At 62.5% G+C, this 25,955-nt stretch carries 20 protein-coding genes and 2 pseudogenes; 9 read left to right on the top strand and 13 right to left on the bottom strand.

The annotated features are described in order from the left end of the window. The first annotated feature begins 71 nt into the window (after positions 1-71). Both G3T16_RS14015 and G3T16_RS14010 read left to right on the top strand, forming a co-directional pair. Positions 72-1,697: an ATP-binding protein gene (locus G3T16_RS14015; protein ID WP_232059086.1), complete on the top strand. Its 1,626-nt coding sequence runs from the start codon at positions 72-74 to the stop codon at positions 1,695-1,697. 7 nt (positions 1,698-1,704) lie between these two features. Then, a complete protein-coding gene (locus G3T16_RS14010; RefSeq protein WP_163495786.1) occupies positions 1,705-3,066 on the top strand; it encodes a sigma-54-dependent transcriptional regulator in 1,362 nt (453 codons plus the stop codon). A 10-nt stretch (positions 3,067-3,076) separates the two neighbouring features. Here the strand turns inward: G3T16_RS14010 and G3T16_RS14005 are convergent, their stop codons facing one another. The 13 genes and pseudogenes from G3T16_RS14005 to eat form a co-directional block, all read right to left on the bottom strand. Continuing rightward, positions 3,077-3,544 (bottom strand): type IV pilin protein, encoded by a 468-nt coding sequence (locus tag G3T16_RS14005; RefSeq protein WP_269473227.1) that lies wholly within the window; start codon positions 3,542-3,544, stop codon positions 3,077-3,079. Further along, the gene (locus G3T16_RS14000; protein WP_163495785.1) at positions 3,541-6,705 is read right to left on the bottom strand and encodes a pilus assembly protein; all 3,165 of its coding nucleotides are present in this window, start codon (positions 6,703-6,705) and stop codon (positions 3,541-3,543) included. The genes G3T16_RS14005 and G3T16_RS14000 overlap by 4 nt, the downstream gene beginning before the upstream one ends. A 9-nt stretch (positions 6,706-6,714) precedes the next feature. Next, positions 6,715-7,239 (bottom strand): PilX N-terminal domain-containing pilus assembly protein, encoded by a 525-nt coding sequence (locus tag G3T16_RS13995; protein WP_163495784.1) that lies wholly within the window; start codon positions 7,237-7,239, stop codon positions 6,715-6,717. 35 nt (positions 7,240-7,274) lie between these two features. After that, on the bottom strand, positions 7,275-8,333 hold the full coding sequence (locus tag G3T16_RS13990; protein ID WP_163495783.1) for a PilW family protein: 1,059 nt from the start codon (positions 8,331-8,333) through the stop codon (positions 7,275-7,277). After that, positions 8,330-8,932, bottom strand: a complete 603-nt coding sequence (pilV, locus tag G3T16_RS13985; protein ID WP_163495782.1) for a type IV pilus modification protein PilV — start codon at positions 8,930-8,932, stop codon at positions 8,330-8,332. The genes G3T16_RS13990 and pilV overlap by 4 nt, the downstream gene beginning before the upstream one ends. Then, complete coding sequence (locus G3T16_RS13980; protein ID WP_163497111.1) at positions 8,914-9,477, bottom strand: GspH/FimT family pseudopilin; 564 nt, start codon at positions 9,475-9,477, stop codon at positions 8,914-8,916. Before G3T16_RS13980 ends, pilV begins: the two co-directional genes overlap by 19 nt. A 647-nt stretch (positions 9,478-10,124) precedes the next feature. Then, the gene (gene ispH / locus G3T16_RS13975) at positions 10,125-11,033 is read right to left on the bottom strand and encodes a 4-hydroxy-3-methylbut-2-enyl diphosphate reductase (RefSeq protein WP_163495781.1); all 909 of its coding nucleotides are present in this window, start codon (positions 11,031-11,033) and stop codon (positions 10,125-10,127) included. A gap of 54 nt (positions 11,034-11,087) precedes the next feature. After that, positions 11,088-11,543, bottom strand: coding sequence for an FKBP-type peptidyl-prolyl cis-trans isomerase (locus G3T16_RS13970; protein WP_163495780.1), 456 nt, complete (start codon positions 11,541-11,543; stop codon positions 11,088-11,090). 28 nt (positions 11,544-11,571) lie between these two features. Then, entirely contained in the window at positions 11,572-12,063 is a 492-nt protein-coding gene (gene lspA, locus G3T16_RS13965) for a signal peptidase II (protein WP_232059085.1), read from the bottom strand. Continuing rightward, positions 12,056-14,859 (bottom strand): annotated as a pseudogene (gene ileS / locus G3T16_RS13960) (isoleucine--tRNA ligase). Before ileS ends, lspA begins: the two are co-directional and overlap by 8 nt. A 27-nt stretch (positions 14,860-14,886) precedes the next feature. Further along, positions 14,887-15,819 (bottom strand): bifunctional riboflavin kinase/FAD synthetase, encoded by a 933-nt coding sequence (gene ribF / locus G3T16_RS13955; RefSeq protein WP_163495778.1) that lies wholly within the window; start codon positions 15,817-15,819, stop codon positions 14,887-14,889. Positions 15,820-16,100: 281 nt separating this feature from the next. Continuing rightward, positions 16,101-16,865 carry a glutamine amidotransferase gene (locus tag G3T16_RS13950; protein ID WP_163495777.1) on the bottom strand — a complete coding sequence of 255 codons (765 nt, stop codon included), beginning with the start codon at positions 16,863-16,865 and terminating at the stop codon, positions 16,101-16,103. After that, the gene (gene eat, locus G3T16_RS13945; RefSeq protein WP_163495776.1) at positions 16,862-18,313 is read right to left on the bottom strand and encodes an ethanolamine permease; all 1,452 of its coding nucleotides are present in this window, start codon (positions 18,311-18,313) and stop codon (positions 16,862-16,864) included. The genes G3T16_RS13950 and eat overlap by 4 nt, the downstream gene beginning before the upstream one ends. Positions 18,314-18,530: 217 nt before the next feature. Here eat and G3T16_RS13940 point away from each other — a divergent pair, with 217 nt between their 5' ends. The 7 genes and pseudogenes from G3T16_RS13940 to G3T16_RS13910 all read left to right on the top strand — a co-directional run bounded on the left by G3T16_RS13940 (position 18,531) and on the right by G3T16_RS13910 (position 25,853). Further along, positions 18,531-19,079, top strand: a complete 549-nt coding sequence (locus G3T16_RS13940; RefSeq protein WP_197911673.1) for an SDR family NAD(P)-dependent oxidoreductase — start codon at positions 18,531-18,533, stop codon at positions 19,077-19,079. Next, positions 18,965-19,288, top strand: a complete 324-nt coding sequence (locus G3T16_RS21965; RefSeq protein ID WP_232059378.1) for an SDR family NAD(P)-dependent oxidoreductase — start codon at positions 18,965-18,967, stop codon at positions 19,286-19,288. Before G3T16_RS13940 ends, G3T16_RS21965 begins: the two co-directional genes overlap by 115 nt. Before the next feature lie 84 nt (positions 19,289-19,372). Further along, on the top strand, positions 19,373-21,580 hold the full coding sequence (locus tag G3T16_RS13935) for a TonB-dependent receptor (RefSeq protein WP_163495775.1): 2,208 nt from the start codon (positions 19,373-19,375) through the stop codon (positions 21,578-21,580). Between the two features lie 42 nt (positions 21,581-21,622). Continuing rightward, a complete protein-coding gene (locus G3T16_RS13930) occupies positions 21,623-22,996 on the top strand; it encodes a glutamine synthetase family protein (protein ID WP_163495774.1) in 1,374 nt (457 codons plus the stop codon). Between the two features lie 51 nt (positions 22,997-23,047). After that, a pseudogene (locus G3T16_RS23140) lies at positions 23,048-24,393 on the top strand (aldehyde dehydrogenase family protein). Beyond that, positions 24,393-25,244: an N-formylglutamate amidohydrolase gene (locus tag G3T16_RS13915; RefSeq protein WP_163495772.1), complete on the top strand. Its 852-nt coding sequence runs from the start codon at positions 24,393-24,395 to the stop codon at positions 25,242-25,244. The pseudogene G3T16_RS23140 and the gene G3T16_RS13915 overlap by 1 nt, the downstream one beginning before the upstream one ends. Positions 25,245-25,256: 12 nt before the next feature. After that, positions 25,257-25,853 carry a helix-turn-helix domain-containing protein gene (locus G3T16_RS13910; protein WP_163495771.1) on the top strand — a complete coding sequence of 199 codons (597 nt, stop codon included), beginning with the start codon at positions 25,257-25,259 and terminating at the stop codon, positions 25,851-25,853. Positions 25,854-25,955 lie beyond the last annotated feature (102 nt).

Here is a 25,955-nt window from a genome sequence, read left to right as displayed (position 1 = left end):
GTGCCCACCAGAGACCGGCGAGGCCTGTTATAGTATCCGGTCAATGTACCGGCGGACGACAGACCAACAGGATGAACCCAGCCGCGATCCTCAGCAGGCCGCTTGCCTCAAACGCCACCCAGCAAAACGTAGTGCTGTTCCGGATCTACGTGGGGTACCGCTCGCTGTTGTCCGTGGTATTGCTGATCATGCTGGTCAGCCCCAATACCCGGCAATTGGTCGGGGCATTGAACCCGTCCCTGTATGTTATCGTCGCGCTGCTGTACCTGGGGACCAGCGCCCTCCTGCTGGGCTCTCTGGCGGGCACTTGGCGCTACAACCAGCGCATGCTGTTTGCGGTTTTCCTGGTCGATATCGCTGCCATTGTGCTGATGAGCGATGCGAGCGGGGGCGTGAGCAGTGGGCTGCCGGTACTGCTGGTGATTACCGTGGCGGCAAGTGCGGTGATGATACCGAACCGTACCCTGGCAACGCTGATAGCCGCCCTCAGTGTCCTGGCTATTCTCGCCGACAGTGCGTGGCTGATTCTGCGCGGCGTACTGGATATCAACGCGCTGTTCCCGGCGGGGCTGCTGGGCGTGCTGATCTTTGGTGTCTCGCTGATGGTGCAGTTTATTGCCAGCCGGCTGGGCCGCGCCGAGGAACTGGCCCGCATCAGGGCCAGCGATCTTTACAATCTGCAGCGGCTCAACGAGCAGATCGTCCAGCATATGCAGACTGGTATTCTGCTGGTCAATGACCGCGGCCGGGTGCGGGTGATGAATCAGGCCGCGAGCCAACTGTTGTCGCCCGGGTACCCGATTCTCACGGAGCAGGGACGGCAGCTGGCCGATTACAGTGAAGAACTGGCGCGCCAGTTCGAGCAATGGCGGGATACTGGCCTGCACCGGGCCCAGCCGATCCGGGTGGCGGAGCAGGCACCCCAGGTCATCGCCCATTTTCGCGAGTTGCAGCCGGGCGCCGAACGCGAAACTCTGGTTTTTGTGGAGGACTACAGCCCGGTTACGCAGTACGCCCAATCTCTGAAGCTGACCTCGCTGGGACGTCTGACCGCCAGCATTGCCCACGAGATCCGCAATCCGCTGGGCGCAATCAGTCACGCCGCCCAGCTGCTGCAGGAATCTCCCGCGCTGGCAGTGGCCGACCGGCGCCTCGCTGACATCATTCAGCAGCACAGCATGCGGGTAAACCAGACGGTGGAAAGCGTAATGCAGATTTCCCGCCGCGAACCACCCAGGCCCGAATATATCCTGCTGCCGGAGTGGCTGCCCGAGTTTGTGAACCGCTATCTCGACACCCTGAAGCAGGAAGCGGAGATCACCGTGGACTGCAGTTACCGCGACCTGCTGGTGGAGTTCGACCCGGAGAACCTGCGCCGCATACTCAGCAACCTGCTGGACAATGCCCTGCGCCACAGTAAGATGGCGACAGGCCGGGATGTTGCAAGGATCGAGGTGATGCTGGAATTCAGCAAGCACCAGTGTCTGGTCGATGTCATCGACCAGGGAGAGGGTGTAACCTCAAAGGACCAATCCAAGCTGTTTGAGCCCTTCTACACCACAGTGCAGGAAGGCAGCGGCATGGGGTTGTTCCTGTGCAAGGAACTGTGCGAGATCAACCATGCCGACCTGCATTATTGCCGCAGCAGCCAGGGCGAGAGCTGTTTTCGCCTGTCTCTGAACCAACGGGCCCTGTAGGAATGACATGACTGCGCAAACCGTGCTTATCGTCGATGACGAACCCGACATCCGCGAACTGCTGGCGATTACGCTGAGCCGGATGGGTCTGGAGTCACTTAGCGCGGCCACGCTGCAGCAGGCGCGGGAGCAAATGGCCGCGGTGCAGCCGGACCTGTGCCTGACCGATATGCGCTTGCCCGATGGCAACGGCATCAATCTGGTGGAATACATCAACCGCGAGTATCCCCATATACCGGTCGCGATGATCACTGCCCACGGCAGCGTGGAGACGGCGATTTCCGCGCTCAAAGCCGGAGCTTTCGACTTCATCAGCAAGCCCATCGAATTGGATCGGCTGCGCAGCCTGGTCAATGCTGCGCTGCGGCTGAACCGGACACCCGAGGCCGGGCCAGGCCACGGCAAACTGCAACTGATCGGTCATGCGCCGCGCATCGTCGCGCTGCGGGAGCAGATCGAAAAACTGGCCCGCAGCCAGGCGCCGGTCCATATCCGCGGCGAATCCGGTGTCGGCAAGGAAGTGGTAGCCAGGTTGATCCACGGCAGCGGGCCGCGGGCAGACAAGCCCTTTATCGCCGTCAACTGCGGCGCGATTCCACGCGAATTGATGGAGAGCGAGTTCTTTGGTCACCTGAAGGGCAGTTTTACCGGCGCCAATCGCGACAAGCAGGGCCTGTTCCAGGCTGCTGAGGGCGGCACGCTGTTTCTGGACGAAGTGGCGGACCTGCCCCTGTCCATGCAGGTCAAACTGCTGCGCGCAATCCAGGAAAAAACCGTGCGGCCGGTGGGTGCCAGCGAAGAACTGACAACCGACGTGCGGCTGCTCAGCGCCACCCACAAGAATCTCGCCGCCGAAGTCCGCGCCGGGGACTTCCGCAACGACCTGTACTACCGGATCAATGTGATCGACATCCAGGTACCCAGTCTGCGCGAACGGCTGGAGGACCTGCCAGAGCTGGTCTCGGCGCTGCTGGCGCGCATTGCCGGGTCGGACGGTGGAACGCCGCCGACGCTGGCCCCCGCGGCCCTGGAAGCACTGCGCGGCTACCACTTCCCCGGCAATGTACGCGAGCTGGAGAATATCCTGGAACGGGCCTGTGCGCTGGCGGATCAACAGCAGATCACAGTGGCCGACCTGCAGTTGCCCGCAAGCCCGGCGCCGGAGGATCAGCCCGCCAGGTCACCGGGCACGGTCGAGGTGGAAGCTGCGTTTGGCCAGCTGGAAGTGTATCTGGAGGACGTGGAACGGCAGATCATCAGCGCGGCGCTGGAGCAATCCCGCTGGAACAAGACCGCCACCGCCAGATTGCTGGGCATCAGTTTTCGCAGCCTGCGCTACCGCCTGAAGAAGCTGCAACTGGAGGATTGATCGGCCAACGCTACCAGCAGTCCCTCAGTGTGGCAGTGCCCGTGCTGGCCTTTATTCCGGCGGAGGTCAGACTCAACAGGCCACAGCGTGTGTCTGTGGCCTGCGCACCCCGGGGCGCGGCGGTAATGGTGAAGGCATCGGCCGCGGCCTCGGTCAGGGAGATCAGGTAAATGCCCCCGCTATCCACCTCCTGCCCGTCGTCGTCAATCCGGTAGCTGGTGGCACCACCGAAACCCAGGTCGCTCAGGTCGGTGCTGTACTGGCGATTATTGACGAAGAATTGTTCCTGTCGTGCCAGCAGGCTCTGCAGCTCTCCCTTCGCTACGGTGCGCCGGGTCTTGTGCAGCTGCTCCTGGTAGGCCGGGAAAGCGGCCAGCATCAATAGCGCGGCGATCACGACCACAATCATCAATTCGATCATCGTAAAGCCCCGCTGCTGCCGCAGTGCTGCAGGGCTTATTCCGCCCTGCGCCCTCACAGTGGATCGATCCCCGGTTCGACCCAGTATATCGGCACCAGGCGCCCGGTCCTACTTTGACAAAACTCTCCTTCGCAGCCGACCTCCGCGGGATCAGCTGGGCTGTCGGGGTCCGATTCCGGGCGCGAGGGCGGCAGCAGCACATTGGCGACCGCGGTCACGCCCGGCGGAATGCCGGGACCCAGGTCGTAGACCACCTGCCCGGACCCGGTTGCGAGATCCACGGCATACAGTTTGCCGGCGCCCTCAGCCGGCGCGCAACGGCCACCAGCGGAGGCGGGCACGAAGCTGGTCATGAACACCCGCCCGCCATCGGTCAGCGCGGTTGCCAATCCCTTTTCACCCGCGCGCTGCAGCCGGATGCGCCAGCCATTGGCGAGGGCCGGCGGCAGCGCGCAGCTGTCGCCAGCGGTGTCGCAATCGGACTGGTCCGCCAGGTCCGTCAACGTCAGCGGGTTATCGTCCCGGGCTTTCACGGCCGCCGCGCCGCTGGATACCAACCGGTCCTTGATGTAAAAGTGATGGTTTTCCACCGCGGTCTCGTTCGGATCTGCCCGGTTGCCGCTGGATATCACAATGCCGTCATAGGCGCCGAAACTGTCCCTGGTTTCGACCACATCGGGCGGGTGGAAAAAACGCCGGTCGGTGGTCCTGCCATCTTCGCCCAGTACGGCCAGGCGGGTGACAAACCAGTTGTCCTGGCGGTGGCTAACGCCGCTACCGGGCGGCAAGTCCACCCGCCACACGGTGCCGCCAGTGTCGCCGACATAGAGACGGTGGATCACGCCGCCGGTGTCACGCAACACGGTGACTGCGGACGGAATGCTGTCGACCAGTTCAGCATGCTGGTATACGGTATTGGAGACGCTGCCGGTCTCCCCCCGCACCGCCTTCCAGATCAGCGCGCCGGTCCGAGCATTGATTATGTAGATCGCGTTGCCGACAGCGTCGTCCGCATCGCCGGCATCCTTGCCAACGCGGCTGCTGTAGTTGTCATCCCAACCACCGTTATAGCCACCGGCAAAGATCAGGACATCGACCGGATCGCCATCATGGCTGACCCTGCCCACGACCGGTGTCGAGAATGTGAGGCCCAGTTCGTCGAAATCCCCTCCCGATGTCTGACTGATTTTCCATCGCAGCGTCGGCTGAACATCGGGATTGCTGACATCCAGTGCATAATAGCTGTAGCCACCCCGGCGCAGGCCGAAATAGACCCAGGCTTCATCGCCGTCACTGCTCTGCAACGTGCCGTCGCCGTTCAGATCCCGGGTCAGGGCCACCGGTGCGCCGTCGATGCCGTAGCGCATCTTCAGCGCAGTTTCGGTATTTTCGCGCAGCGGGCCCAGGTTGCCCAGCAGCTCGCGTGGATAGAAGGCAAACAGCTCGGAGCCGGTTTCCCTACCCCCCGCATCGGTGTTCTGCAGAATATGGAAACTGCCTAGCCCGGAGCCAAACAGCAACCGGATATTGGGGTTCTCTGCCGTGTAACTGCCCTGGGCACCGTAGTTCAGCGCCAACGGCCGCGAATGCATGGCGGCGCCCAGAATCCAGGGCCGTGGTGCAGAGGTGGAGCCATCACCGTCTTCGTCGTCCACATCCTGGCCGCGACCCCAGCGGATCAGCTCCACCGCCTCCGCCACCGTGGCGGCACCCAGCTCCGGCAACAGCGCAGAGGCGGTGGCCGGGTCGGCATCAAAGGGGTCGAATGCATTGCTGGCGCCGTTGACCACCGACGCCGGTTCGACGAACAGCTGGCGTGCACCGCCCTCGCTGTTGAGGTTGCCGATTATACCTGCCCCGCCGGGGATGAACCCGGTGATTTTCTGGCCCGCGCCACCGCGGGTCACTTCGCGCCCATCCGCATGGTCGGGGAACAAGCTACCGTCCCCGGGAGGCAGTGCCGCGGCATCGGTCCAGAAGGTCAGTGCGTCAAACGCGATACGGCCCTTGTCGTCACCGGTGGTTTCAAAGCCGGCAGCACCATTGACATCGACAATACGGTCGACGTCCGTATCCGGGGTCTCCGGGTCACCCACCAGTTTCAGCTTCTTGATATTGCCGGGCCAGCGCAGCGTGGGCCGGGCCTCGAACAGGGCCACGAACAGGTTGTCCCCGGCTCCGGCCTGGCCGAAGACATTCACCGGCACCGAGCCGGCGACAAAGGTGCTGCTGACACTTGTGACTTCCATGAAGGCATTGCTCAACTCCGCCTCCAGCCGGGCGGGATCATCGATGTTCAGCGGCAGGCCGCTGCCACCGGCCTCAGCCCAGCTGCGGCTGGTGGCGACGCTATCCGGATCCGAAATCACCCAGCTCTTTTGCAGCGGCTGGATACCCTCGACACCGTCCACCAGATCCGAGGACGGCCGATGCATGTACTTCAGCATCTGCTCGAATGTCGCTGCGGCGCCGGTGGCCATGTCGGCCTCGATCAGGCTGTCGAGATCATTGGATTCACTGGCGGAATTCATCGCGAGCATGATTGAAAACAGCCTGGCGCAGGATGCCGTATCGGTAAACGGCGACTGGTAGGTGGTCCGGGACGGGGTTGTGAAGATAGCCGGATCGTGCCGCGGCGCCTGCGGATCGCCGTCGAAATTCTGCGCGGTGGCAGTGCCGTCGATCACCGCGCCACCGTTCAGATAGCGGTACCACTCGTAATAGGCATGCCTGGGCTGCAGCTTGTGTGCGGACTGGGCGCCCGCGGGCTGCGGTATGGATTGCAACGCCGCGATCAGTTCACCGCGGTGGGTCTTGAGCAGGCTGTAGCTTTTCAGGAGAGATCCGCCGTGCTGCTTCGGATTGCTGGTGCTGACGAAATTGGACGTGAGCAGCGCCACATGAATGTCTGCAAACAGCGGATTGTCGAACAACGTAGTCATTACCGCGACCAATACCTCGAAGCGGCTGATCTGCTCGTTCTCGCTGCGCCTGCCCAGATTGGCATAGCTCTGTGGGCTCATGAACGGTGGTGCGCAACTGGAACCGTAACGGCACATCGCGCTGAATACGCTGGGCCGATAGTCGAGCATCAGATGGACATAGGCCTCCCCGGCCGGACTTCCATCCAGGTATATTTCAATATCGTCCGCCCGGCTGCCGACGGGATTGAGTGATACCAGCAGAGCGAGGGCTGCGATTAGTAACGTGACTTTCATTCCGAACTCCTATCGCGCGGCCGAGGCTATCCTCACCGCGATGCCCTGCAGCACTTCGGCACTGCCCAGACGCACCGCGCTGCCATCCACTGTCACACCCACTTCAAAGATTGCTGCATCAAATACCTGGCTGCTGGAGGCATTGCTCTCGGCCTGTCGAAACGGCAGGGATTTCACCACCAGGGGAGCCTGACGGCGGATCCGGTAGGAGACATCCACTCCGGCAGGTACTGCTTCTGTTGCCGCGGCCACCGCCAGCGTTTCCGATTCGCAGCCGCCACCGGCCCGGCACCGGGTGTAGCCCACCCCGCCCGTGAGCCGGAAATTGGCCGGGTCTTCAGCCAGCGCAGCGGCTATTGCCTGCGCCTTCTGCAAGGCCTCCTCACGGAACTGATCATTACCGGCCATGCGGAACTCCAGCACACTGGTGCGGACCACGGAGCTGGAAATAATGGCCAGCAACAGCAGGAATACCATTGCCAGCAGCAACACCGCGCCCCGCTGCGGCTTGCCGCCTGCTCCCCGGCCGTTCATGCAGCTGCCCCTGTAGCCCCCGGTCCCCAGCGTGTTCATATCACCGGCAACAGCGCATTGTGCGTTTGCACGGTGGTACTGAACACGCGGCGCAGATAGCCGTCATGGCGGGCCGCGATCGCGGTCTGCCCCAACTGGTAATGCTTGCTGTTGGTGTAGCCGGTTACCGGGGTCAGGCCGCGCACCAGCAGGTATATCCGCGCCGTGACGACGCGGGAAAGCTCCGCCGCGGTGGGAGTGGTCCTGTACTGGTTGGGCACGCCATCGCCGCTGCTGTCGATACCGAACTCCACCTGCAGGCTCTCCACCCCTTCGATCAGGCAGCGGGTGAGCATGCCGCTGCCCGAGAGGCGTTCGGCGCAGAGGCTGGGTATATTGTCGCCTGCATCCACGGAGTAGCTTCTGACATAGAAGATGTTGGCGTAGGCTGCCCAGTAGTCGATACCGGTGCCACCCCCAGCGTTGACTTCAACCGCGGGAATGGAGGCCGGCGCAGTGCCCTGCCGCCACCAGCTCACCTCGGCGCCGTTATCCGCAAAGCGCAGGTACCACTGGTTGTTGCGCGCAGCGGTGACACCGGCCCGGTAGACGCCATCGCGCAACGTGGCCTCGCCGGCGCTGCGCTTGACGGCGAGCACATCGCTGTCCACCGCCACCTGCAGGTCGCCGGCTGTCACACAGTCCAACCTCACCCCACTGCTCATCTGTATCGCACCACCGGCGTAGTCGTCGAGAATGTCCAGCGGCGTCGACGGCTGCAATGGCCAATCGGCGGCGGTACCGCAATCAGGCGCGCTGGCGGCCGGGCTGAAACCAGCAATACCCGGATTGCCGCCGAAAAAGCCGGCCAGGGCCAGTTCGCGCTTGAGCAGGTTCAGCGCAAAGCGTCCATTTTCCTGAATACGCGCCATTTCCTCCTCCACCAGATAATTCGATTTGCTGTCCAGGTACACGGCTACAATTCCCGCGCTGAGCATCAGGCCCAACACGATCGATACCAGCAGTTCCACCAGCGACAGACCGGCGCAGCCAGTGCCGCAACCCTGGCTGCCGGCGAGCGCGGCACCGGGGAAAGACGGGCAGATCGTGCTCACCCGGGCCCACCTATATAGGTCGTCATCACCAGCACCCGCCGCAGTGCGTCGTCATCGCCGTACACTCCCTTGCCACTGCCACACTGCGCCTCCGAGGCATCGACCATCTCATTGACACCACGCCAGGCAATGGCCACCGTAATATTGCCTCCCGCGTTGCTGATACAGGCGCGGGGCTCGACCAGGCCGCCCGCGTTGGCCAACACTCCGTCCACCGTCACGGTTTCCGTGGCGCCAATCAAAAGCCCGTACCAGTCGGCCAAATCCCAGGCAGCCAGTTGACCCGGGCTGCAGTGGACAGCCGCCGCCTGGGTGCAGGTCGCGCTCGCCGTGACGGGGTTCGCGGTATCGCCTACGTCATCGATGACGTAGGCCGGTACCTGACCGGGGTTACTGCGCATCCGTTCGATAATGTCCCGCGCCAGGCCGGTGGCTATCGAGCGCTGGGTGGCCTCGAAGCTGCTTTTCTTTGCCGTCAGCTGCAGCGCCACCGTGCCCAGCAAGCCCACCGCGAACACCAGTAGTGCGATCATCACCTCGATCAGCCCGGCGCCCGCCTGGCCTCGAGCCCCGGGGCCGTTCACGCCGGCCCTGGACATGTGCCCCAGTCCCGCGCCAGACGCGGCCGTCCAACCAGATTCAACACCACGCTCCAGGAAGGCAGCTCCGGCCGTCCGGCGATGCAGAACATCAAACTGCGGTTGCGGCGGGAGCTGCCGTCGGGCAACCAGGTAATGAGGTCTTCGACGCTGGCCGTCCCGGCCCGGTTGGTAAGGCTCAGCCTGGCTGGCAGTGCCCCGAAGGCCCGCACCAGCACGTCGTCCGGATCGACATTCCGGTCCCGGTTGCGATTGCTGAACACCAGCCAGCCGCCACTGTAGTCGCCCTCGCAGACCAGTTCTCCACCGCTGCTGAACGATGAGGGGCAGAGACTGACCGGCGTATTGCGGACAATGGCTTCACTGCGGGCCAGATTCAGCGCCAGCAGCAGCCGGCCCGCCTCGGTGCGCAACTGGGTACGCTGGAACAGACCCTGAAAGCCGGGTATGGCGACCATCGCCATCACCCCCAGCAGAGCCAGCACGATCATCAGCTCCACCAGGGTGAGCCCCCCGGCCCGGTACTGCATTGGCTTCCTGCCCATGGTTCACCTCCCTGCTGTCTGCAAGCATAGGCGGCGGCGGACGGAGGATTCCAGTCAGGGGTGCGATTTGACGAAAGTGGGCCGGTTCAGATGAATGGGAAATCGGCACTTCGGCCCGATGGCACTTACTGATGAATGAGAAATCAGCTCTTCGGGCCGATGGCACTTACTTAAGAAAATTCCTCCTGGAATCAGGCTCTACGGCGCGCCTTTGTGGAATAGCTTAACGAAGCTCGTACAGGTCCGGTTGGCGGAACTCGTACCGGCCCGGATCACGGAGCTCTTACAGGCCCGGATCACGGAGCTCTTACAGGCCCGGTTTGCGGAACTCTTTCTTATAGGATGCGTTGACAAAGGAAACGCATCATGTCCCGGGGTTGGTGCGTTTCCTTCGTCAACGCACCCTATGCAGGAAGCAGCGGGCACGTACCGGATCAGTTGACGGAGCTCGTAGAGGCCGGAGAGCGGAGCTCGTACAGACCGGAGGGCGGAACTCGTACAGGCCCGGATCGCGGAGCTCTTTCGTATAGGATGCGTTGACGAAGGAAACGCATCATGTCCCGAGGTTGGTGCGTTTCCTTCGTCAACGCACCCTATGCAGGAAGCAGCGGGCAGCCTTCTGTCGTGCCCCCGGCGGAGCGGCCTCGCTACAGGTTGCGGGCCGGGATGCGCAGCTCGCGGGGCAGCGAGAAGGTGATGTTTTCGGGGCGGCCCACCAGCTCAATGGGGGCCTCGGCGCCCAGCGCCTGCAGGCCCTGTACTACCTCCGCCACCAGGATTTCCGGCGCGGAGGCGCCGGCGGTAATGCCGATCCGGGTCTTGCCCCGCAGCCAGGCGGGGTCGATGTCCGCGGCGCTGTCCAGCAGGTGTGCGTCGGCGCCCATGCGCTGCGCTAGTTCCCGCAGGCGATTGGAATTGGAGCTGTTGGGGGAGCCCACCACCAGCACCAGATCACACTGCTGGGCCAGCTGTTTCACCGCGTCCTGGCGATTCTGGGTGGCGTAGCAGATATCGTCCTTGCGCGGCCCCTGGATATTGGGAAAACGGGCCCGCAGCGCGTCGATGACCCGGGCCGTGTCATCCACCGACAGCGTCGTCTGGGTGACGTAAAACAGATTGTCGGGATTCTTCACTTCCAGCCTGGCCACCTGGTTCTCGTCCTCCACCAGGTAGATCTCGCCACCGGCGCCACGGTCATACTGGCCCATGGTGCCCTCCACTTCGGGATGGCCACAGTGACCTATCAGTATGCATTCGCTGCCGTTCAGGCTGTAACGGGCCACTTCGATATGCACCTTGGTGACCAGCGGGCAGGTGGCATCGAAGACCTTGAGGCTGCGCCGGTCCGCCTCTGTACGCACCGCCTGGGACACGCCGTGGGCACTGAAAATAACAATGCTGTCGTCGGGAACCTCGTCCAGCTCGTCAACGAACACGGCGCCACGGACGCGCAGATCCTCCACCACAAAGCGGTTGTGAACCACTTCGTGACGCACATAGATCGGCGCGCCGAAGCGTTCCAGCGCCCGGTTGACGATATCGATGGCGCGATCCACCCCGGCACAGAAGCCGCGGGGTTGGCCAACTGGATCTCCACTTGTGACATCTGACTAATGCAACTCCGCCGGTTCTACCCGGTGTACCAACACATCGAACAGGATTGTACGCCCCGACAGCGGGTGATTGAAATCCACCGTTACCTCCTCCTCGTCGAAGCCGACCACCAGGCCCGGCAATTCGCCGCCGCCGGCATCGGCGAAGGAAAACAGCAGCCCGATCTCAAGCTCGGCCTCCTCGTCAAAATGTTCCCGCGAAATCACCTGGACGTTATTATTGTTGGGCTGCCCAAACGCGTCCTCGGGCGGCACCGTGAACATCTGCCGCTGGCCCGGCGACATCCCGAACAACCGCCGCTCAAAACCGGGCAGCAGGCTGCCGTCACCGACCACGAAGTCCACCGGCTCGCCGCCGAAGTTGCTGTCCACCTCGGAGCCATCCTCCAGGCTGACGGAGAAGTTCAGGAACACCCGGGTGCCCTCGCCGACCGGTACGTCGACGGTATTCATAGCAAGCTGCTCATGGGAAAGAACTCCTTCAGGCGGCATCCGCCTGTCCTCGGACCATAAAACTGTCCAGTATCATGCAGACTGCGCCCACGGTAATCGCGGAATCTGCCAGGTTGAACGCCGGGAAATAGTAACCGCCATAGTGCACGGAAATGAAATCGATGACATGACCCAGCACCAGCCTGTCCCACAGATTGCCGATTGCGCCGCCCAGAATCAAGGCCAACGCCAACCCCAACAGGTACTGGCCGCGGGACAGACGGGACAGCCAGACGATCAGTACCAGGCTGATCATGCCGGCAACGACGCTGAAGAGATATCGCTGCCAGCCGCCGGCGTCGCTGAGAAAGCTGAAAGCGGCGCCGGAATTGTACTGCAGCGTGAGGTTGAACCAGGGGGTCAGCGGTACGGGCGTGCCGTACTGCAGGTACTGGTCCGCCAGACCCTTGGTCAACTGGTCCAGCACCACGACAGTGAGTGCCAGCAGGTACCATCCGGCCGGCCACAGCAGATTACGCAAAACGGCGCTGCTCCCCGGGGCCGTCGATGTTCTCGATGCAGCGGCCACAGAGTGTTGGATGGGCGCTATGGCTGCCGACATCGGGACGGCGGTGCCAGCAGCGCTCACATTTTTCCTCCGCGGCCACCGCCACCTGCAGCCGCAGGCCAGCCAGCTCCGCCGCAGCCGCCTCGGCAGGCGCCTCGGCGAGCGGCGCCAGCCGGGCACTGGAGCTAATGAGCACAAAACGCAGCTCCTCTCCCAGTGCTTCCAGTTGTGCCAGCAGTGCGGGAGCGGCAAACAGGGTCACCGCGGTATCGAGTGAGCCGCGCACCAGGCCGGCGGCGCGCTGTACCTCGATCTCCCGGTTCACCGCAACGCGCACCGACATTATCTGCTGCCAGTAGTCCCGGCCCATGGCCTCATCCGGCTCCAGCGTGCCCAGGCCCTCATACCATTGCGTCAACTGCACCGATTCGGCGCGCTCGCCCGGCAGATTTTCCCAGATCTCCTCGGCGGTAAAGCTGAGGATGGGCGCCATCCAGCGCACCAGGGCCTCGGCGATATGGTACAGCGCAGTCTGGGCCGAACGCCGGGCGCTGCTGTCGGCACGGGTGGTGTATTGCCGATCCTTGATGATGTCGAGATAGAACCCGCCCAGGTCGGTGCTGCAGAAATGGTGCAGCTTCTGGTAGATCTGGTGGAACTGGTAGCTCTCGTAGGCCGCCAGGATCTCCTGCTGCAACAGTGCCGCCCGGTCCACTGCCCAGCGGTCCAGCGGCAGCAGCTCCGCGAACGGCAGCGCGTGTTCGGCCGGGTCAAAACCACTCAGGTTGGACAGCAGGAAGCGGGCGGTATTGCGGATGCGGCGATAGTAGTCGGCCACCCGCGAAAAGATCTCGTCGGAAACCGCGATTTCGCCGCGAAAATCCGCAGCTGCCACCCACAGGCGCAGGATATCCGCGCCCAGCTCATTCATCGCCGTCTGTGCGGGTACGATGTTGCCGATGGATTTGGACATCTTGCGGCCCTGGCCGTCCACCGTGAAGCCGTGGGTCAACACCGTCCGGTACGGCGCCTCGCCATAGGCGCCGATGCCGGTCAGCAGGGAGGACTGGAACCAGCCGCGGTGCTGGTCCGATCCTTCCAGATACAGGTCCGCCGGAGACCGCAGGCCGTCACGGCGGCGCAGCACGCAGGCATGAGTGACGCCGGAGTCGAACCAGACGTCCAGGGTATCGCTAACCTTGTCATACTCGGCGGCCTCGGCGCCCAGCAGGTCGGCGGGCTCCAGTTCGAACCAGGCCTCTATGCCCTGCTGCTCCATCCGCGCTGCAACCTGTTGCAGCAGGCTTGCGGTGTCGGGATGCAGCGCGCCGGTTTCGCGATGCACGAACAGCGCCATCGGCACCCCCCAGGTACGCTGCCGCGAAATACACCAGTCCGGCCTGTTGGCCAGCATTGCGTCGATACGCGCCTTGCCCCAGTCCGGCAACCAGCGCACCTGCTCCACCGCCTCCAGCGCGCCGCGCAGCAACCCGTTCTGCTGCATACTGACAAACCACTGCGGTGTGGCCCGGAAAATGATCGGGCTCTTGTGGCGCCAGCAGTGGGGTAGGAGTGCTCGTAGTCCTCGTGATGCAGCAGCACACCGCGCTCGCGCAGCAGCTCGACGATGGCGGCATTGGCCTTCAGCACATGCTGGCCGGCGAAGTGTTCAGTGCCGGGCACGAAGACGCCGTTGCTGGCCACCGGGTTGTGGACCTCCAGACCGTACTGCTGGCCCACCACGAAGTCCTCCTGGCCGTGGGCCGGCGCGGTATGCACCGCCCCGGTGCCCGCCTCGGTGGTCACGTGGTCACCCAGGATCAGCGGGACTTGCCGTTCCAGGAAGGGATGTTGCAGCAGCTGCCCCTCCAGCGCCCTACCGGCGCAGCGGCCGAGGATTTCGCAACCTGTCAGGCCAAAACGCGCGGCGCAAGCCTCCGCCAGTTCGGCTGCGACCAGCAGGGCCCTGCCCGGCGCTGCCAACACCACATATTCCAGATCGGGATGCAAGGTCACTGCCATACTGGCGGGCAGGGTCCAGGGCGTGGTGGTCCAGATAGGCACCGCGATCGGGCCGCTGAACTCACTGCCGCAGGCACTGCGGAACGCGGCCGGGTCCACGGCCTCATAGGCGACATCGATCGCCGGCGAGAGCTTGTCCTTGTACTCCACCTCGGCCTCGGCCAGGGCCGAGCCACAGTCCATGCACCAGTGCACCGGCTTGAAACCCTGCTGCAGGTGGCCGTTGGCGATAATCCGCCCCAACGCCCGCACAATATCCGCCTCGAACTGGAAGTCCATGGTCAAGTAGGGCTGGTACCAGTCCCCCAGCACCCCCATGCGCATGAATACCTGGCGCTGGTTCTCGACCTGGCGGGCGGCGTAGTCACGGCACTTGCGGCGAAACTCCGCGGCGCTGATTCTGGCTCCCGGCTTGCCCACCTTTTTTTCCACATTCAGCTCTATCGGCAGGCCATGGCAGTCCCAGCCCGGCACATAGGGCGCGTCAAACCCCGCCAGGGTGCGGGATTTGACGATAATGTCCTTCAGGATCTTGTTGACCGCGTGGCCGACATGCAGATCGCCATTGGCGTAGGGCGGCCCGTCGTGCAGGATGAACTTGGGACGGCCGGCGCTGGCGGCCCGGATCTTCTGGTACAGGCCACTGTCCTGCCACTGCTGCAGACGCCGGGGCTCCCGCTGGGTCAGGTTGGCCTTCATCGGAAAGGCGGTCTGCGGCAGATTCAGGGTGTCCTTGTAATTACTCATCTAGATCGTTACCAGTATCCAGTAGGTTCAATGACTGCCCAGCCACGCGTGGGCAGTCTCTATATCCGCGGCGATCTGACGCCGCAACTCGACCACCGAGGGAAACTTTTTCTCGTCCCGCAGCTTGTGCAGAAACGTCACTTCAATGTGCTTGCCATACAATTGCGGCGCGCCCTGCAACAGATGCACCTCGAGATTGGCGCGAATGCTGTCGTTGACCGTGGGCCGGGTACCGACATTCGCCACTCCCGGGGCCGCGCGCAGGCCGGGGCCATCGACGTGGACGACATACACCCCCGCCAGCGGCGAACGCAGCCGGTGCAGCTCCACATTGGCTGTCGGGAAGCCCAGCTCCCGCCCCAGCTGACGGCCGTAGATCACCTTGCCGGCAATGCTGTAGGGGCGACTCAACAGTCGCTCGGCCAGTGCGAAATCGGCCTCCGCCAGGGCCTTCCGGATCCGTGTACTGCTGACTCGTTCGCCGTCCAGCAGACGGGTTTCGGTAGCGCCGGCCTGGTAGCCATGATACACGCCCTGGCGCTGGATCAGCGCGATATCGCCCTCGCGATCATTGCCAAAGCGGAAATCATCCCCCAACACCACATAGCGTATGCCGAGTCCCTCGACAAAGATCCGCTCGACGAAGGCCTGCGCCGACATGCAGCGCAGCTCTTCGTTGAAGCGGATCCGCAGCAGGCGATCCACACCCAGCTGCGCCAGCGCCAGCGCCTTCTCCCGGAAACTCATCAGCCTCGCCGGCGCTTTCAGTGGCCTCAGGTACTCCCGGGGCAGTGGCTCGAACACGATTACCACCGAGGGCAGCTCCAGCTCCGCGGCCTTGTGCTGCAACTGCCGGATCACCGCCTGGTGACCGAGATGGACGCCATCGAAGGCGCCTATCGTGGCCACGCAATTGCGGTGTCTGGGCCGCAGATTATGCAGACCGCGAATGAGCTCCATCAGGTCCCGGGTGCCTTGTCCGACTAAACGCGAGAGTATATCGAAAAGCCGCGGTCTAGCCTATGCCAAAGGCCGGCGCTGTTTGGCCCACTTGTCTCACCGATAGTTGAAAATAGGCCGCTAGCGGGAGCAAAACATCAAGCGTCGCCGGGTACCCAAAAAGATCCGCCAACCGCTGTTTCGATGAAAGACATTGTACCGCTTCCGGTGAATGCATCAGCCTGGTTGAGCTCCGGTACTTCGACGGAATAGCCCAATGTCGCTGCCACCGAGCAAGATTCCTATTCTGCATGACGCCGTTCGGCAATCTCCCGGAAGCGACGCAGCAAAGTGGGCCCGACCGGCGTGTTCCGGACTCTGTCGAGGACTGACAGCGGATCGAGTTCTGCCGCTTGCAGGGATGCTACCTCCTCCTGCAGGAGGGTACGCATCATGGGAGCCGTCAGCTCCGGATGGAACTGGACGCCCCAGCAGGCGGGGCCGTAGCGCAGGGCGTGGTGTTCGTCGTGGGCACTCCACCCCACTATCTCTGCACCGGCAGGCGGCACAATTACCGACTCGTAGTGGTGAACCTGGACAGGAGCACTAGCCGGGAGTACCGAGAAAAGCGGGTCCTCTGCCCGTTCCGCCGAGAATTCGGCGGACACCGTTCCAGCCTCCAGGCCACCTGGGCTGGCGCCGACATGGCCGCCGAAAGCACAGGCAAGCAACTGGTGACCGAAACAGACGCCGAGCAGAGGAACACCTTCCGCTCTGGCACGTTCGAGCCAGGGACGGATACGCAGCATCCAGTCCTCCTGCGCAGATACCATCAGCGGCGAGCCGGTGATCAGGATGCCGCTGTAGTCACCGGGCTCTCCTGCAGGCAGACGATGCTCGTGCAGGCGGGTAACGACCACTTGCTCCGGCGGGAAACCCAGTGGTGGAAAGAAGAGCTCAGCCATATCCCCGTACAGCCCCCGCATGCCTCCGGGATTGTCAGGGAGAGTGCCTGTTTGCAGGATCATGAATCGTCTGCGCTGCCGGTTCCCGTCCGTCTTGCTCATGTCGGCGAATTCTCCAGATCGGCCGCCGCTGTGCGCATTGTCTCGAACTCTTCCTCGGGCGCCTGGGCCACCAGATGATGACGGCTGTAGAGCCAGAAATAGAGCAGGAAGCAGCACAGACAGGCCGCAGCAACGGCAGACCATATGATACTCAGGGAAATACACACAGCAAAGGCAAGGCCCGCGAGAACCAACGCCGTGATGGAGGTCGCAATACCGCCCGGCGTCCGGTAGGGACGCTCGAGCCCGGGGGCCCTGAGCCGGAGCGCGATATGCGCCGCCATCATCAACAGATAGGACAAGGTAGCACTGAAAACCACGATGATGATGATCTGATCGGCCGCCCTGGTCAGCGACAAGGCAAAGGCGACGGCGCCGGGAATGATCACCGCCAGATAGGGCGCCTTGCGCCGGTTGGTGACGGAGAGAAAACGGGGCAGATAACCCGCCCGGGACAGGGAAAACACCTGGCGGGAATAAGCAAAAACGAGAGAGAAGAAGCTGGCCGTGATGCCGGCCAGCGCCGCCAGGTTGATGCCATACCGCAGCGGATGATCCGGTCCGTGGAGCTTGGTAAACGCCGCCATCAGGGGATCCTGTCCCGAACCGAGATAGCCCGAGCCGGCTGCGCCCGGCGCGGAAAGCAGCACCAGCACCGCGATTATGAACAGCACGGTCACAGCCGCAATCAGCCCCCTGGGCACGTCTTTTACCGGGTTGGCCGCCTCCTCCGCTGCCAGCGGAACGCCTTCAACCGCGAGGAACATGGCAATGGCAAACGGGAATCCGGCCCAAATGCCGTAGTAGCCCTGGGGCAGGAATCGGGTCGCACCCCAGGCATCCGACACCGGCAGGTCCATGATATTGGCCAACTCGAAGGCCGGCAGCATGAAGGCGATGAACAGCAACAGGCCGAGCCCGGCAATGGCCGCCAGAACCAGCATCAGGGTCAGGGATTCGCGAATGCCGTTGACGTGAATGAACATCATGATGACGTAGAGGGGAATCAGCACGACCAGACCCCCGATACCGGTCAAGGCCTGGAAATACCCCTCGAAAAATAACGCGACACCGGCTGTAGCCAGAGTGTACTCGAACACGATCGCGATACCGGCAAGATAGCCCAGGGTCGGCCCGAAGGCGCGGCGGGCGAAGCCGTAGCCGCCACCGGCCGTCGGTATGATGGTGGCGAGTTCCGCCAGGGAAAAGGTCAGGCAGAAGTACATCACCGCCATCAGAATCAGCGCGATAAACAGCCCACCCCAGCCGGCCAGCGGAAGACCATAATTCCAGGCGGCAAATTCACCGGCAATCACATAGGAAATTCCCAGCACCGCAAGCAGGATCCATCCGGCCCGGCCCTTGTCCAGTTGCCGCTTGCCGAGGTAGTCCGGCGACGCAATTTCATAGTCCGCTGCACGATGATGCAGGTCTGGTTTATCGGCCATGCTACGCGCCCTCTCCGATTGTATTCCGTTTTTGTCCCGCCATTGTAGCTGGCGGCCACAGATTCACTTTATAGCGCCTCTTCGATGGTTATTACAATATTTTCCTTTAAATAAAATAATTGACTTAGACGATAATTTCGCTATTCTCCTCCCATGACGCCACCTGCCCGCTGCCGGTGGCCGGCGACACACACAAGCTGGAAGAGGAGAAAGGCGCTTGCTGACGAGTGAATTTGAAGGACGGGTGGCATTCATTACCGGCGCAGGCGGCGGCATGGGATTGCAGATTTCACGGCAATTCCTTGCGCAAGGGGGCAAGGCTGTGCTGATCGACGTCAAGCAGGCGCCGCCGGAGCTTTCTGAGTTCGAAGACCAGTTTCACTATGCCCAGGGCGATCTCACTGATGAAAACGCCGTGCAGGAGGCCATGGCGCTGGCCGCATCTCGTTTCGGCAGACTGGACTACCTGGTAAACACCGCCGGCGTTCTCTGGTTCGACCGGGACAAATCAGTGGTCGACATGGACATGGAGGTGTGGGACCAGGTTTTCAATATCAACCTCAAGTCCATGGCCTACACCATCCGCCACGCCGTACCACTGCTTCGAGCATCCGGCGGGGCGCCATGGTGCATTTTTCGACGGTACAGTGCCTGCGCGGAGATGCCAGCCCGCAGGACGCCTACAGCGCATCCAAGGCGGGAGTCAGCGCGCTGTCCAAATCCGCCGCAATCCAGTTTGCCTGCGATGGCATCAGATCCAACGTGATTTTTCCCGGCGTCGCAATGACCCCCATGCAGGCCCGGTGGGAAGGACGGGACGATATCCAGAAAGCCGTGGGCGATTCAATCCCCATCGGCCGGATGGGAACAGCGGAAGACATGGCCAATGCCTGTCTGTTTCTGCTGTCGGACAAGGCGTCATACATCACAGGCACGGACCTGATCGTGGATGGCGGCATTTCCGCAAAACTTTAGGGATGGCATGTTCAGTCCCGCTACAACAAACAGGAGAGCGTAATGTTCAGGATTCCGCAGAGGTATAAGAAAAAATCCCGGCTGATGACGAGTACTGTTCTCGCCATGTCAGGGGCGACACTGTCTGGTTTGGCGGTCCCTGCCGGGGCCCAGGCCCTGCTCGAGGAAGTCGTGGTGACGGCCCAGAAACGCGAGCAAAATCTGCAGGACGTCGGGGTCGCCGTGACCGCCCTGAGCGGAGACCAGATGGATGCGCTGGGCTACACCAGCTCCACCGACATTGTCGACATGACGCCGGGCATGCAACTGGTCGCTCCCAACGGCGGATCGTCGACGTTCTTTACCATCCGCGGCGTTACCCAGAATGATTTTACCGACCACCAGGAAAGCCCGGTGGCGACTTACATTGACGGCGCCTATATCAGTCAGATGTCGGCAGGGAATTTCCTGCTGTTCGACATGGACAGAGTGGAAGTCCTCCGCGGTCCGCAGGGCACACTGTTTGGCCGCAATGCGACCGGGGGCCTGGTCCACTTCATTACCCGCAAACCCGAGCAGGAGTTCGATGCCCGGCTGGATCTGGGCTACGGCGCCTACAATGAGGTCAACCTCGAGGGTGCGGTCGGCGGAGCTCTCTCGGAGACGGTATCAGTGCGGGCGGCAGCAGCCTACAATCGCCACGACGGGGTGATCGAAAACCGTCTCGGCAAGGACATCGGCAACGGCAACGACTATGCCGGGCGTGTTCAGCTGCTGTTCGAACCCGGCGACGATTTCTCGGCCCTGCTTTCCGTGCGCGCCGCAAAATCCGATATCCGCGCCGGCGCCTACCAGCACAAGGTGACGGTTGCCAACGATGCCGGCCTCGGCGTCTTTGTCGGCCCGGACGAGGATGTCTACGGTACCTGCGCAGGCTGCGACATGAACGGCTACCGCGATACCGACGACGACCGGCATGCGGGCGACTACGATTTTGTCGGCTTCAACGATATCGAAACCTGGGGCGCAACCACCACGCTTGAATGGCACCTGGACCACGTCACACTCACTTCCGTCACCGATTACTTCGAGCTGAGCAAAGACTACAAAGAGGATTCGGATTCGTCTCCCTTCCCGCTTCACGAGTTTTCCCTGCAAAGCGATGTAGAGCAGTTTTCGCAGGAATTCCGGGCAAATATGGAAGGCGATGACTACCGGCTGCTGGGCGGTCTCTATTACCTCCAGATAGACGGCGACTACATCAGTGGCATAGACCTGCCGATGGACGGTATCGCCATCGACAACCCCTACACGCTGGATACGGAGTCCTGGTCGATTTTCGGGCAGGCCGAATATGACCTGTCCAGCGCATTCACGCTGATCGGCGGGCTGCGCTGGACGGAAGACCGCAAGGAAATCGATTTTGCGTCGAACCTGCTGGCCTACAACGACGGCAGCCCGATCATGGAACTGGCGCGCTTCAACGACGACCTGTCGCCGTTCGCCGTTGTGGACAAGGGCACCTGGTCGGCCAAGGTCGAACTGGACTGGCACGCCACCGAAGACACCCTGGTCTATGTCAGCTGGAACCGCGGCACCAAGGGCGGCGGTGCAAATGCGCCGCTCGACGTATCCGGTTTGCTGGATCCCGCAACTGGCGAGCTGGACTACGCCCGCATGGCCTTCCAGGACGAGACAATCGATGCCTACGAAGTGGGCATCAAGACGGACTTCTTCGACGGTGCGATGCGCGTGAACAGTGCTGCGTTTTACTATGACTACAGCGACTACCAGGCATTCAATTTCCAGGGCCTGACCACCTTTATTGTCAATACGGATGCCAGAATCTACGGACTTGACCTCGAACTGATGGCCTCGCCGCTACCCGGCATGGATATCATGCTGGGCGCCTCGGTGCTGGAGGCCGAAGCCTTCGATGTTCCCCTGCCGACCCAGGCCGCGGACCGGGACATTGCGCTGTCACCGGACATCAATCTCAATGGCATGATCCGCTATGAATGGCCCTCCTTCGGCGGTGGCACCATGGCCGTGCAGGCCGATTTCAAGTACCTTTCCAGTCAGTATTTCAGTATTTCCAATGCCCCGGTCACCCGCCAGGGCGGCTATACCGTGCTGAACGGCCGGGTCAGCTACACCAGCCCCGATGAGCACTGGCGGTTTGCCGCTTTTGGCAAGAACCTGACGGACAAGGACTACGACATTATCGGCTTCGACGTGGCCTCCTCAGGGTATACCGAGCGCTTCCCCGGCAACCCGATCTGGTGGGGCATTTCGGCCAGCTACAGATACTAGGGCCCGGGCGAATGCGCCACGGTCATCTACCGGAGGTTATTCATGGTTGAACTACCCAAACATCCCAGCGCGGAGGCACTACGCTCCTTCATCGACCAGAGCGAGCTGGAATACGCGACGCTGGGATTCGTCGACCTGCAGGGAACCATTCGGGGCAAATACGTCTCCCGCAAGAAGCTGGAAAGTGCGCTGGGAGGTATCTGCTTCCCGCTCATCACCCTTGCGCTGGATCCAACGGACGCCATTCTGTTTGCGCCGCGGATTGCGGACCCAGGTGGCGGCTTTTGTGACCAGCCAGCGCGGATACTGCCCGAAACGGCCCGTCTGCTGCCCTGGGAACCGGCGGGACGCAACCTGTTCCTGCTGGTCGAGTTCAGCGGTGAGGCAGAGGCCTTCTGCCCCCGGGGAGTGTACCGGCGGGTCTTCGAGCGGGCGGCCGCTGCCGGCCTCACACCACGGCATTCCCTGGAGTTTGAATTTACCCTGTTCCGGGAAACGCCACAGTCGGTGGTGGACAAGGGCTACCGCAATCTCGCGCTGGCGACGCCCCACAAGTCCTACTATTCCCTGGTGCGCCAGGGCGCCCAGTCGGAATTCTACAATGCCCTGATGGACATGTCGGCGTCGCTCAACCTGTCCCTGGAAAGCCTGCATGAGGAAATGGGCCCGGGTTTCATGGAGGTGGCACTGGGCTATGGTGACGGCGTCGAGGTCGCCGACCGGGGAGTCATGTTCCGCACTTTTGCCAAGGTCATCGCCCAGCAGCAGGAAAAACTGATGAGCTTCATGGCGCGCTGGTCAAATGAGGTCGACGGTCAGAGTGGACACGTCCACATCTCACTGCTGGATGACAAGGGCGTGGCGCTGTTTCATGACCCGGCGCAGGCTGATGGCATGAGCCAGACCATGCGCTATTTCATTGGCGGCATGCAGGCGCTGATGGGGGATTTCCTGCTGATGTTCGCCCCCAACATCAATTCTTTCAAGCGCCTGGTCCCGGGTATTTTTGCACCGATATCCGCCGAATGGGGCATAGAGAACAGAACCTGCGCCATCAGGGCCATTCCCGGCAGTGCCGCATCGACCCGGATCGAATGCCGCACACCGGGCGCCGATGCCAACCCCTACCTGTCCCTCGCCGGCATTCTCGCAGCCGGACTTTACGGCATCGAACACCGGCTGGAACCCACAGAGCCCAGGACGGGCAATGCCTACGAGGGCAGCTCCGCGCCAGCTCTGCAATTCCCGGACAGCTTCGCCGAAGCCATCGCCCGGTTCCGCGACTCCGCGGCGGCCAGGCAGTTCTTTGGCGATGATTTTGTAACGGCCTACGCCGACACGCGCGAAGCCCAGCTGAAACAGTTTGCCGGCCTGGTAACTGATCGGGAACTGGAGCGCTTTTTTGAACTGGTTTGAAGGAACTTCCCCTTGAGTGATTTTAAGATTGTATCCCCGGTCGACGGCAGTGTGTATGCAACCTGCCACTACGCCGACCCGGCCCGCATCCGGGCCGCGGCGGAAACCGGGCGCAAAGCCTTTGCCCAATGGCGGCAGGTGCCATTCGCCGAACGGGCCAGGATGGTCCGGAGTTTTCTGAGCGTCCTGGACAAGCACCGGGAGCGGCTCGCGGAACTGGTCACCTGGCAGATGGGGCGGCCCTCCTGGCAGGCGGATGAAATGGACCGCATGCTCCAGAGCGCCGATGTACTGATCGGCGACGCGGCCGGGATTCTGCAGCCGCCACAGGAAAAACCCGACGACAATATCACCCGCTCGGTACAGCGGATCCCGATGGGTCTGTGCCTGTCGATATGCGCCTGGAACTATCCTGTCGCCATGTCCGCGAGCCTGATTCTGGCGCCCCTGCTGATGGGTAATGTCGTGTTGTTCAAGCACGCCCCGCAGACCGCGTTGATCGCGGAAGTCTTCGGCATCGCGGCCGCTGAATCGGATTTGCCCGACGGCGTGCTCCAGACCCTGCACATGACCCATCCGGACACAGAGGCACTCATCGGTTCAGGCCTGGTCGATTTGGTCGAGTTCATCGGCTCCACCCGGGCGGGCATGCGGTATACGATGCGGGCCGGGGCACCCTCACCCGCTACGGCCTGGAACTGGGCGGCAAGGATCCCGTCTATATCCGGCCGGACGTCAAGCTTGACGCAATCATCCAGGACCTGCTGGAAGGCTGCTACGGCAATGCCGGCCAGTCCTGCTGTTCGGTAGAACGGATCTACGTTCACGAGGATATCTACCAGCCGTTTGTCGATGCGTTCGTGGCAGCAAGCGCCGCCGTGACCATGGGACATCCGCTACACGAGAAACCGGTGTTCGGCCCGCTGGTTTCTGCCGCCGCGCGCTCGCGGGTGCAGGCATTGGTGGACGACGCCGTGGCGAAAGGCGCACAGGCCCTGCTGCCCACGGGCAAATCGTCGCTGGTCAGGGAGGGAGCCGCCTACATGGAGGCCCAGGTCCTGTCCGGCGTCGACCACAGCATGGCGATCATGAAGGAGGAAACCTTCGGGCCGGCCATACCCATCATGGCGATCAGCAGCGACGACGAGGCAGTGGCGCTGATGAATGACAGCGACTACGGGCTCACCGCGTCGATCTGGAGCCAGGACATTGACACCGCGCTGGCGCTGGGACAGCAGGTGGACAGCGGCACTTTCTATGTCAATCGCTGCGATCATGCGGATCTGCTGCTGCCCTTTGGCGGCGTCAAACAATCCGGCATTGGCCGGTCCTACGGCATCCAGGGACTGGAAGAGCTGGTTACCACCCGCTCCTTCCATGTGCGTACCCTGGCCTGATGCGGGGACACACTCTTTCCACAGACCAACTGGAGCAGCTCGCCCGGCAGGCGGTACACATCCTTCCCGGAACGGCAGCGGCCCCGGTCATTCTGACCTGCGAACACGCCAGCTGGGCGGTGCCGGAGCCCTGGGGTAACCTCGGCCTGGACGAAGCGAGCCTGACGGACCATATCGGCTGGGACATCGGCGCCGGCGCGGTGACCACCGCACTGGCGGAGCGTCTGGGGGCGCCGGCATTTCTGGCCGGCTATTCGCGCCTGTTCGTGGAATGCAACCGCATGCCATCGGCGCCGGACTTCATCGCCCCGCTGTCAGACGGCGTACTCGTTCCGGGCAACCAGAACGTGTCCCCGGCAGAAAAGTCGCTGCGGAAAAAGCTGGCCTTCGACCCGTTTCACCAGGCGCTGGAACAGCATCTTGAAGGAGTGACAGCGCTCCCCCGGCCCCCGGTGATCGTCTCGGTGCACAGTTTCACGCCCCGGATGGCAGGACAGCCTCGTCCCTGGCCCGTGGGTGTGCTGTGGAAGGGCGATGGCCGTTTCCCCCGCGCGGTAGCCCAGGCACTTGAGGGGCAGGGTATAACGCCGGTGGGTCGCAACCAGCCCTACGACCCGGGCGCGGGCGAAACCATGACGGTGGATATCCACGCGGTGGCCCGCAAGCTGCCCCATGTCATTTTCGAGATTCGCAACGACCTGCTGGGCGATACCGCAGCAGCAAACCAGTGGGCCAACCGCATCGCCAACAGCCTGCTGGCAGCGCTGCCGGGCTTGCCGGCGGCCGGGACGGGTGGTATTCAACCGGAATTATGGTATAAACCGCTGGCCGCCGAACGCACCGACAACTGAAGATATGAAACCATGACCGTCGCTGATGTCACGCTGGGAAAACGCCTCAGAGAATACCGAAAATCCCACGGCCTCCGGCTGGCGGATCTGAGCGAAAAACTCGGCATGAGTGTGTCGGCCATCTCCAAAATCGAAAACGGCAAAATGTCGCTCAACTTCAGTTCGGTGCTGAGGATCGCAGAGGAATTGTCGCTGCCGATTGCCAACCTGATCGGCCCCGAATACGACAGTCTGCTCGGCGGCCGGCGGGCGATCACCCGCGCCAACGAGGGCCACCTGTTTTGCCATCCGCGCTGGGATCTTGAAACCCTCTGCGACGACATGATTCACAAACAGAACATCTTCTGGCGCATGCGGGTCAAATGCCGCAACGTGGACGATTATGGCGACTTCTCCGCCCATCCCGGCGAGGAATTCCTCTATGTGCTCGAAGGGGAAATGGAACTCCACACCGAGCTCTACAAGCCGGTGCGCCTCAAGCAGGGCGACAGCATCTGCTTTGACGGCATGACCCCCCACGCCTATATCGCCGTCAGCGAAACAGAACCCCTGGTGCTCATGTCCAACACAGTGGCCCAGAATCCGATAGGCGGATTCGAAGGGGCATGAGGGCCCGGCGTCCTGAACCACTCTGCACTTCGGCCGTTTTTTCACGGTAACAGCGGCGGGCAAGCCTGCGAGAGCCAATCCGCCTTTGCAGGCAACTCGCGA

Origin of the sequence: Kineobactrum salinum, assembly GCF_010669285.1 — a bacterium.
GTDB classification, from domain to species: Bacteria; Pseudomonadota; Gammaproteobacteria; order Pseudomonadales; family Halieaceae; genus Kineobactrum; species Kineobactrum salinum.
Note: the sequence above shows the minus strand (reverse complement) of the source record. Positions and strands in the feature narration are given on the sequence as shown.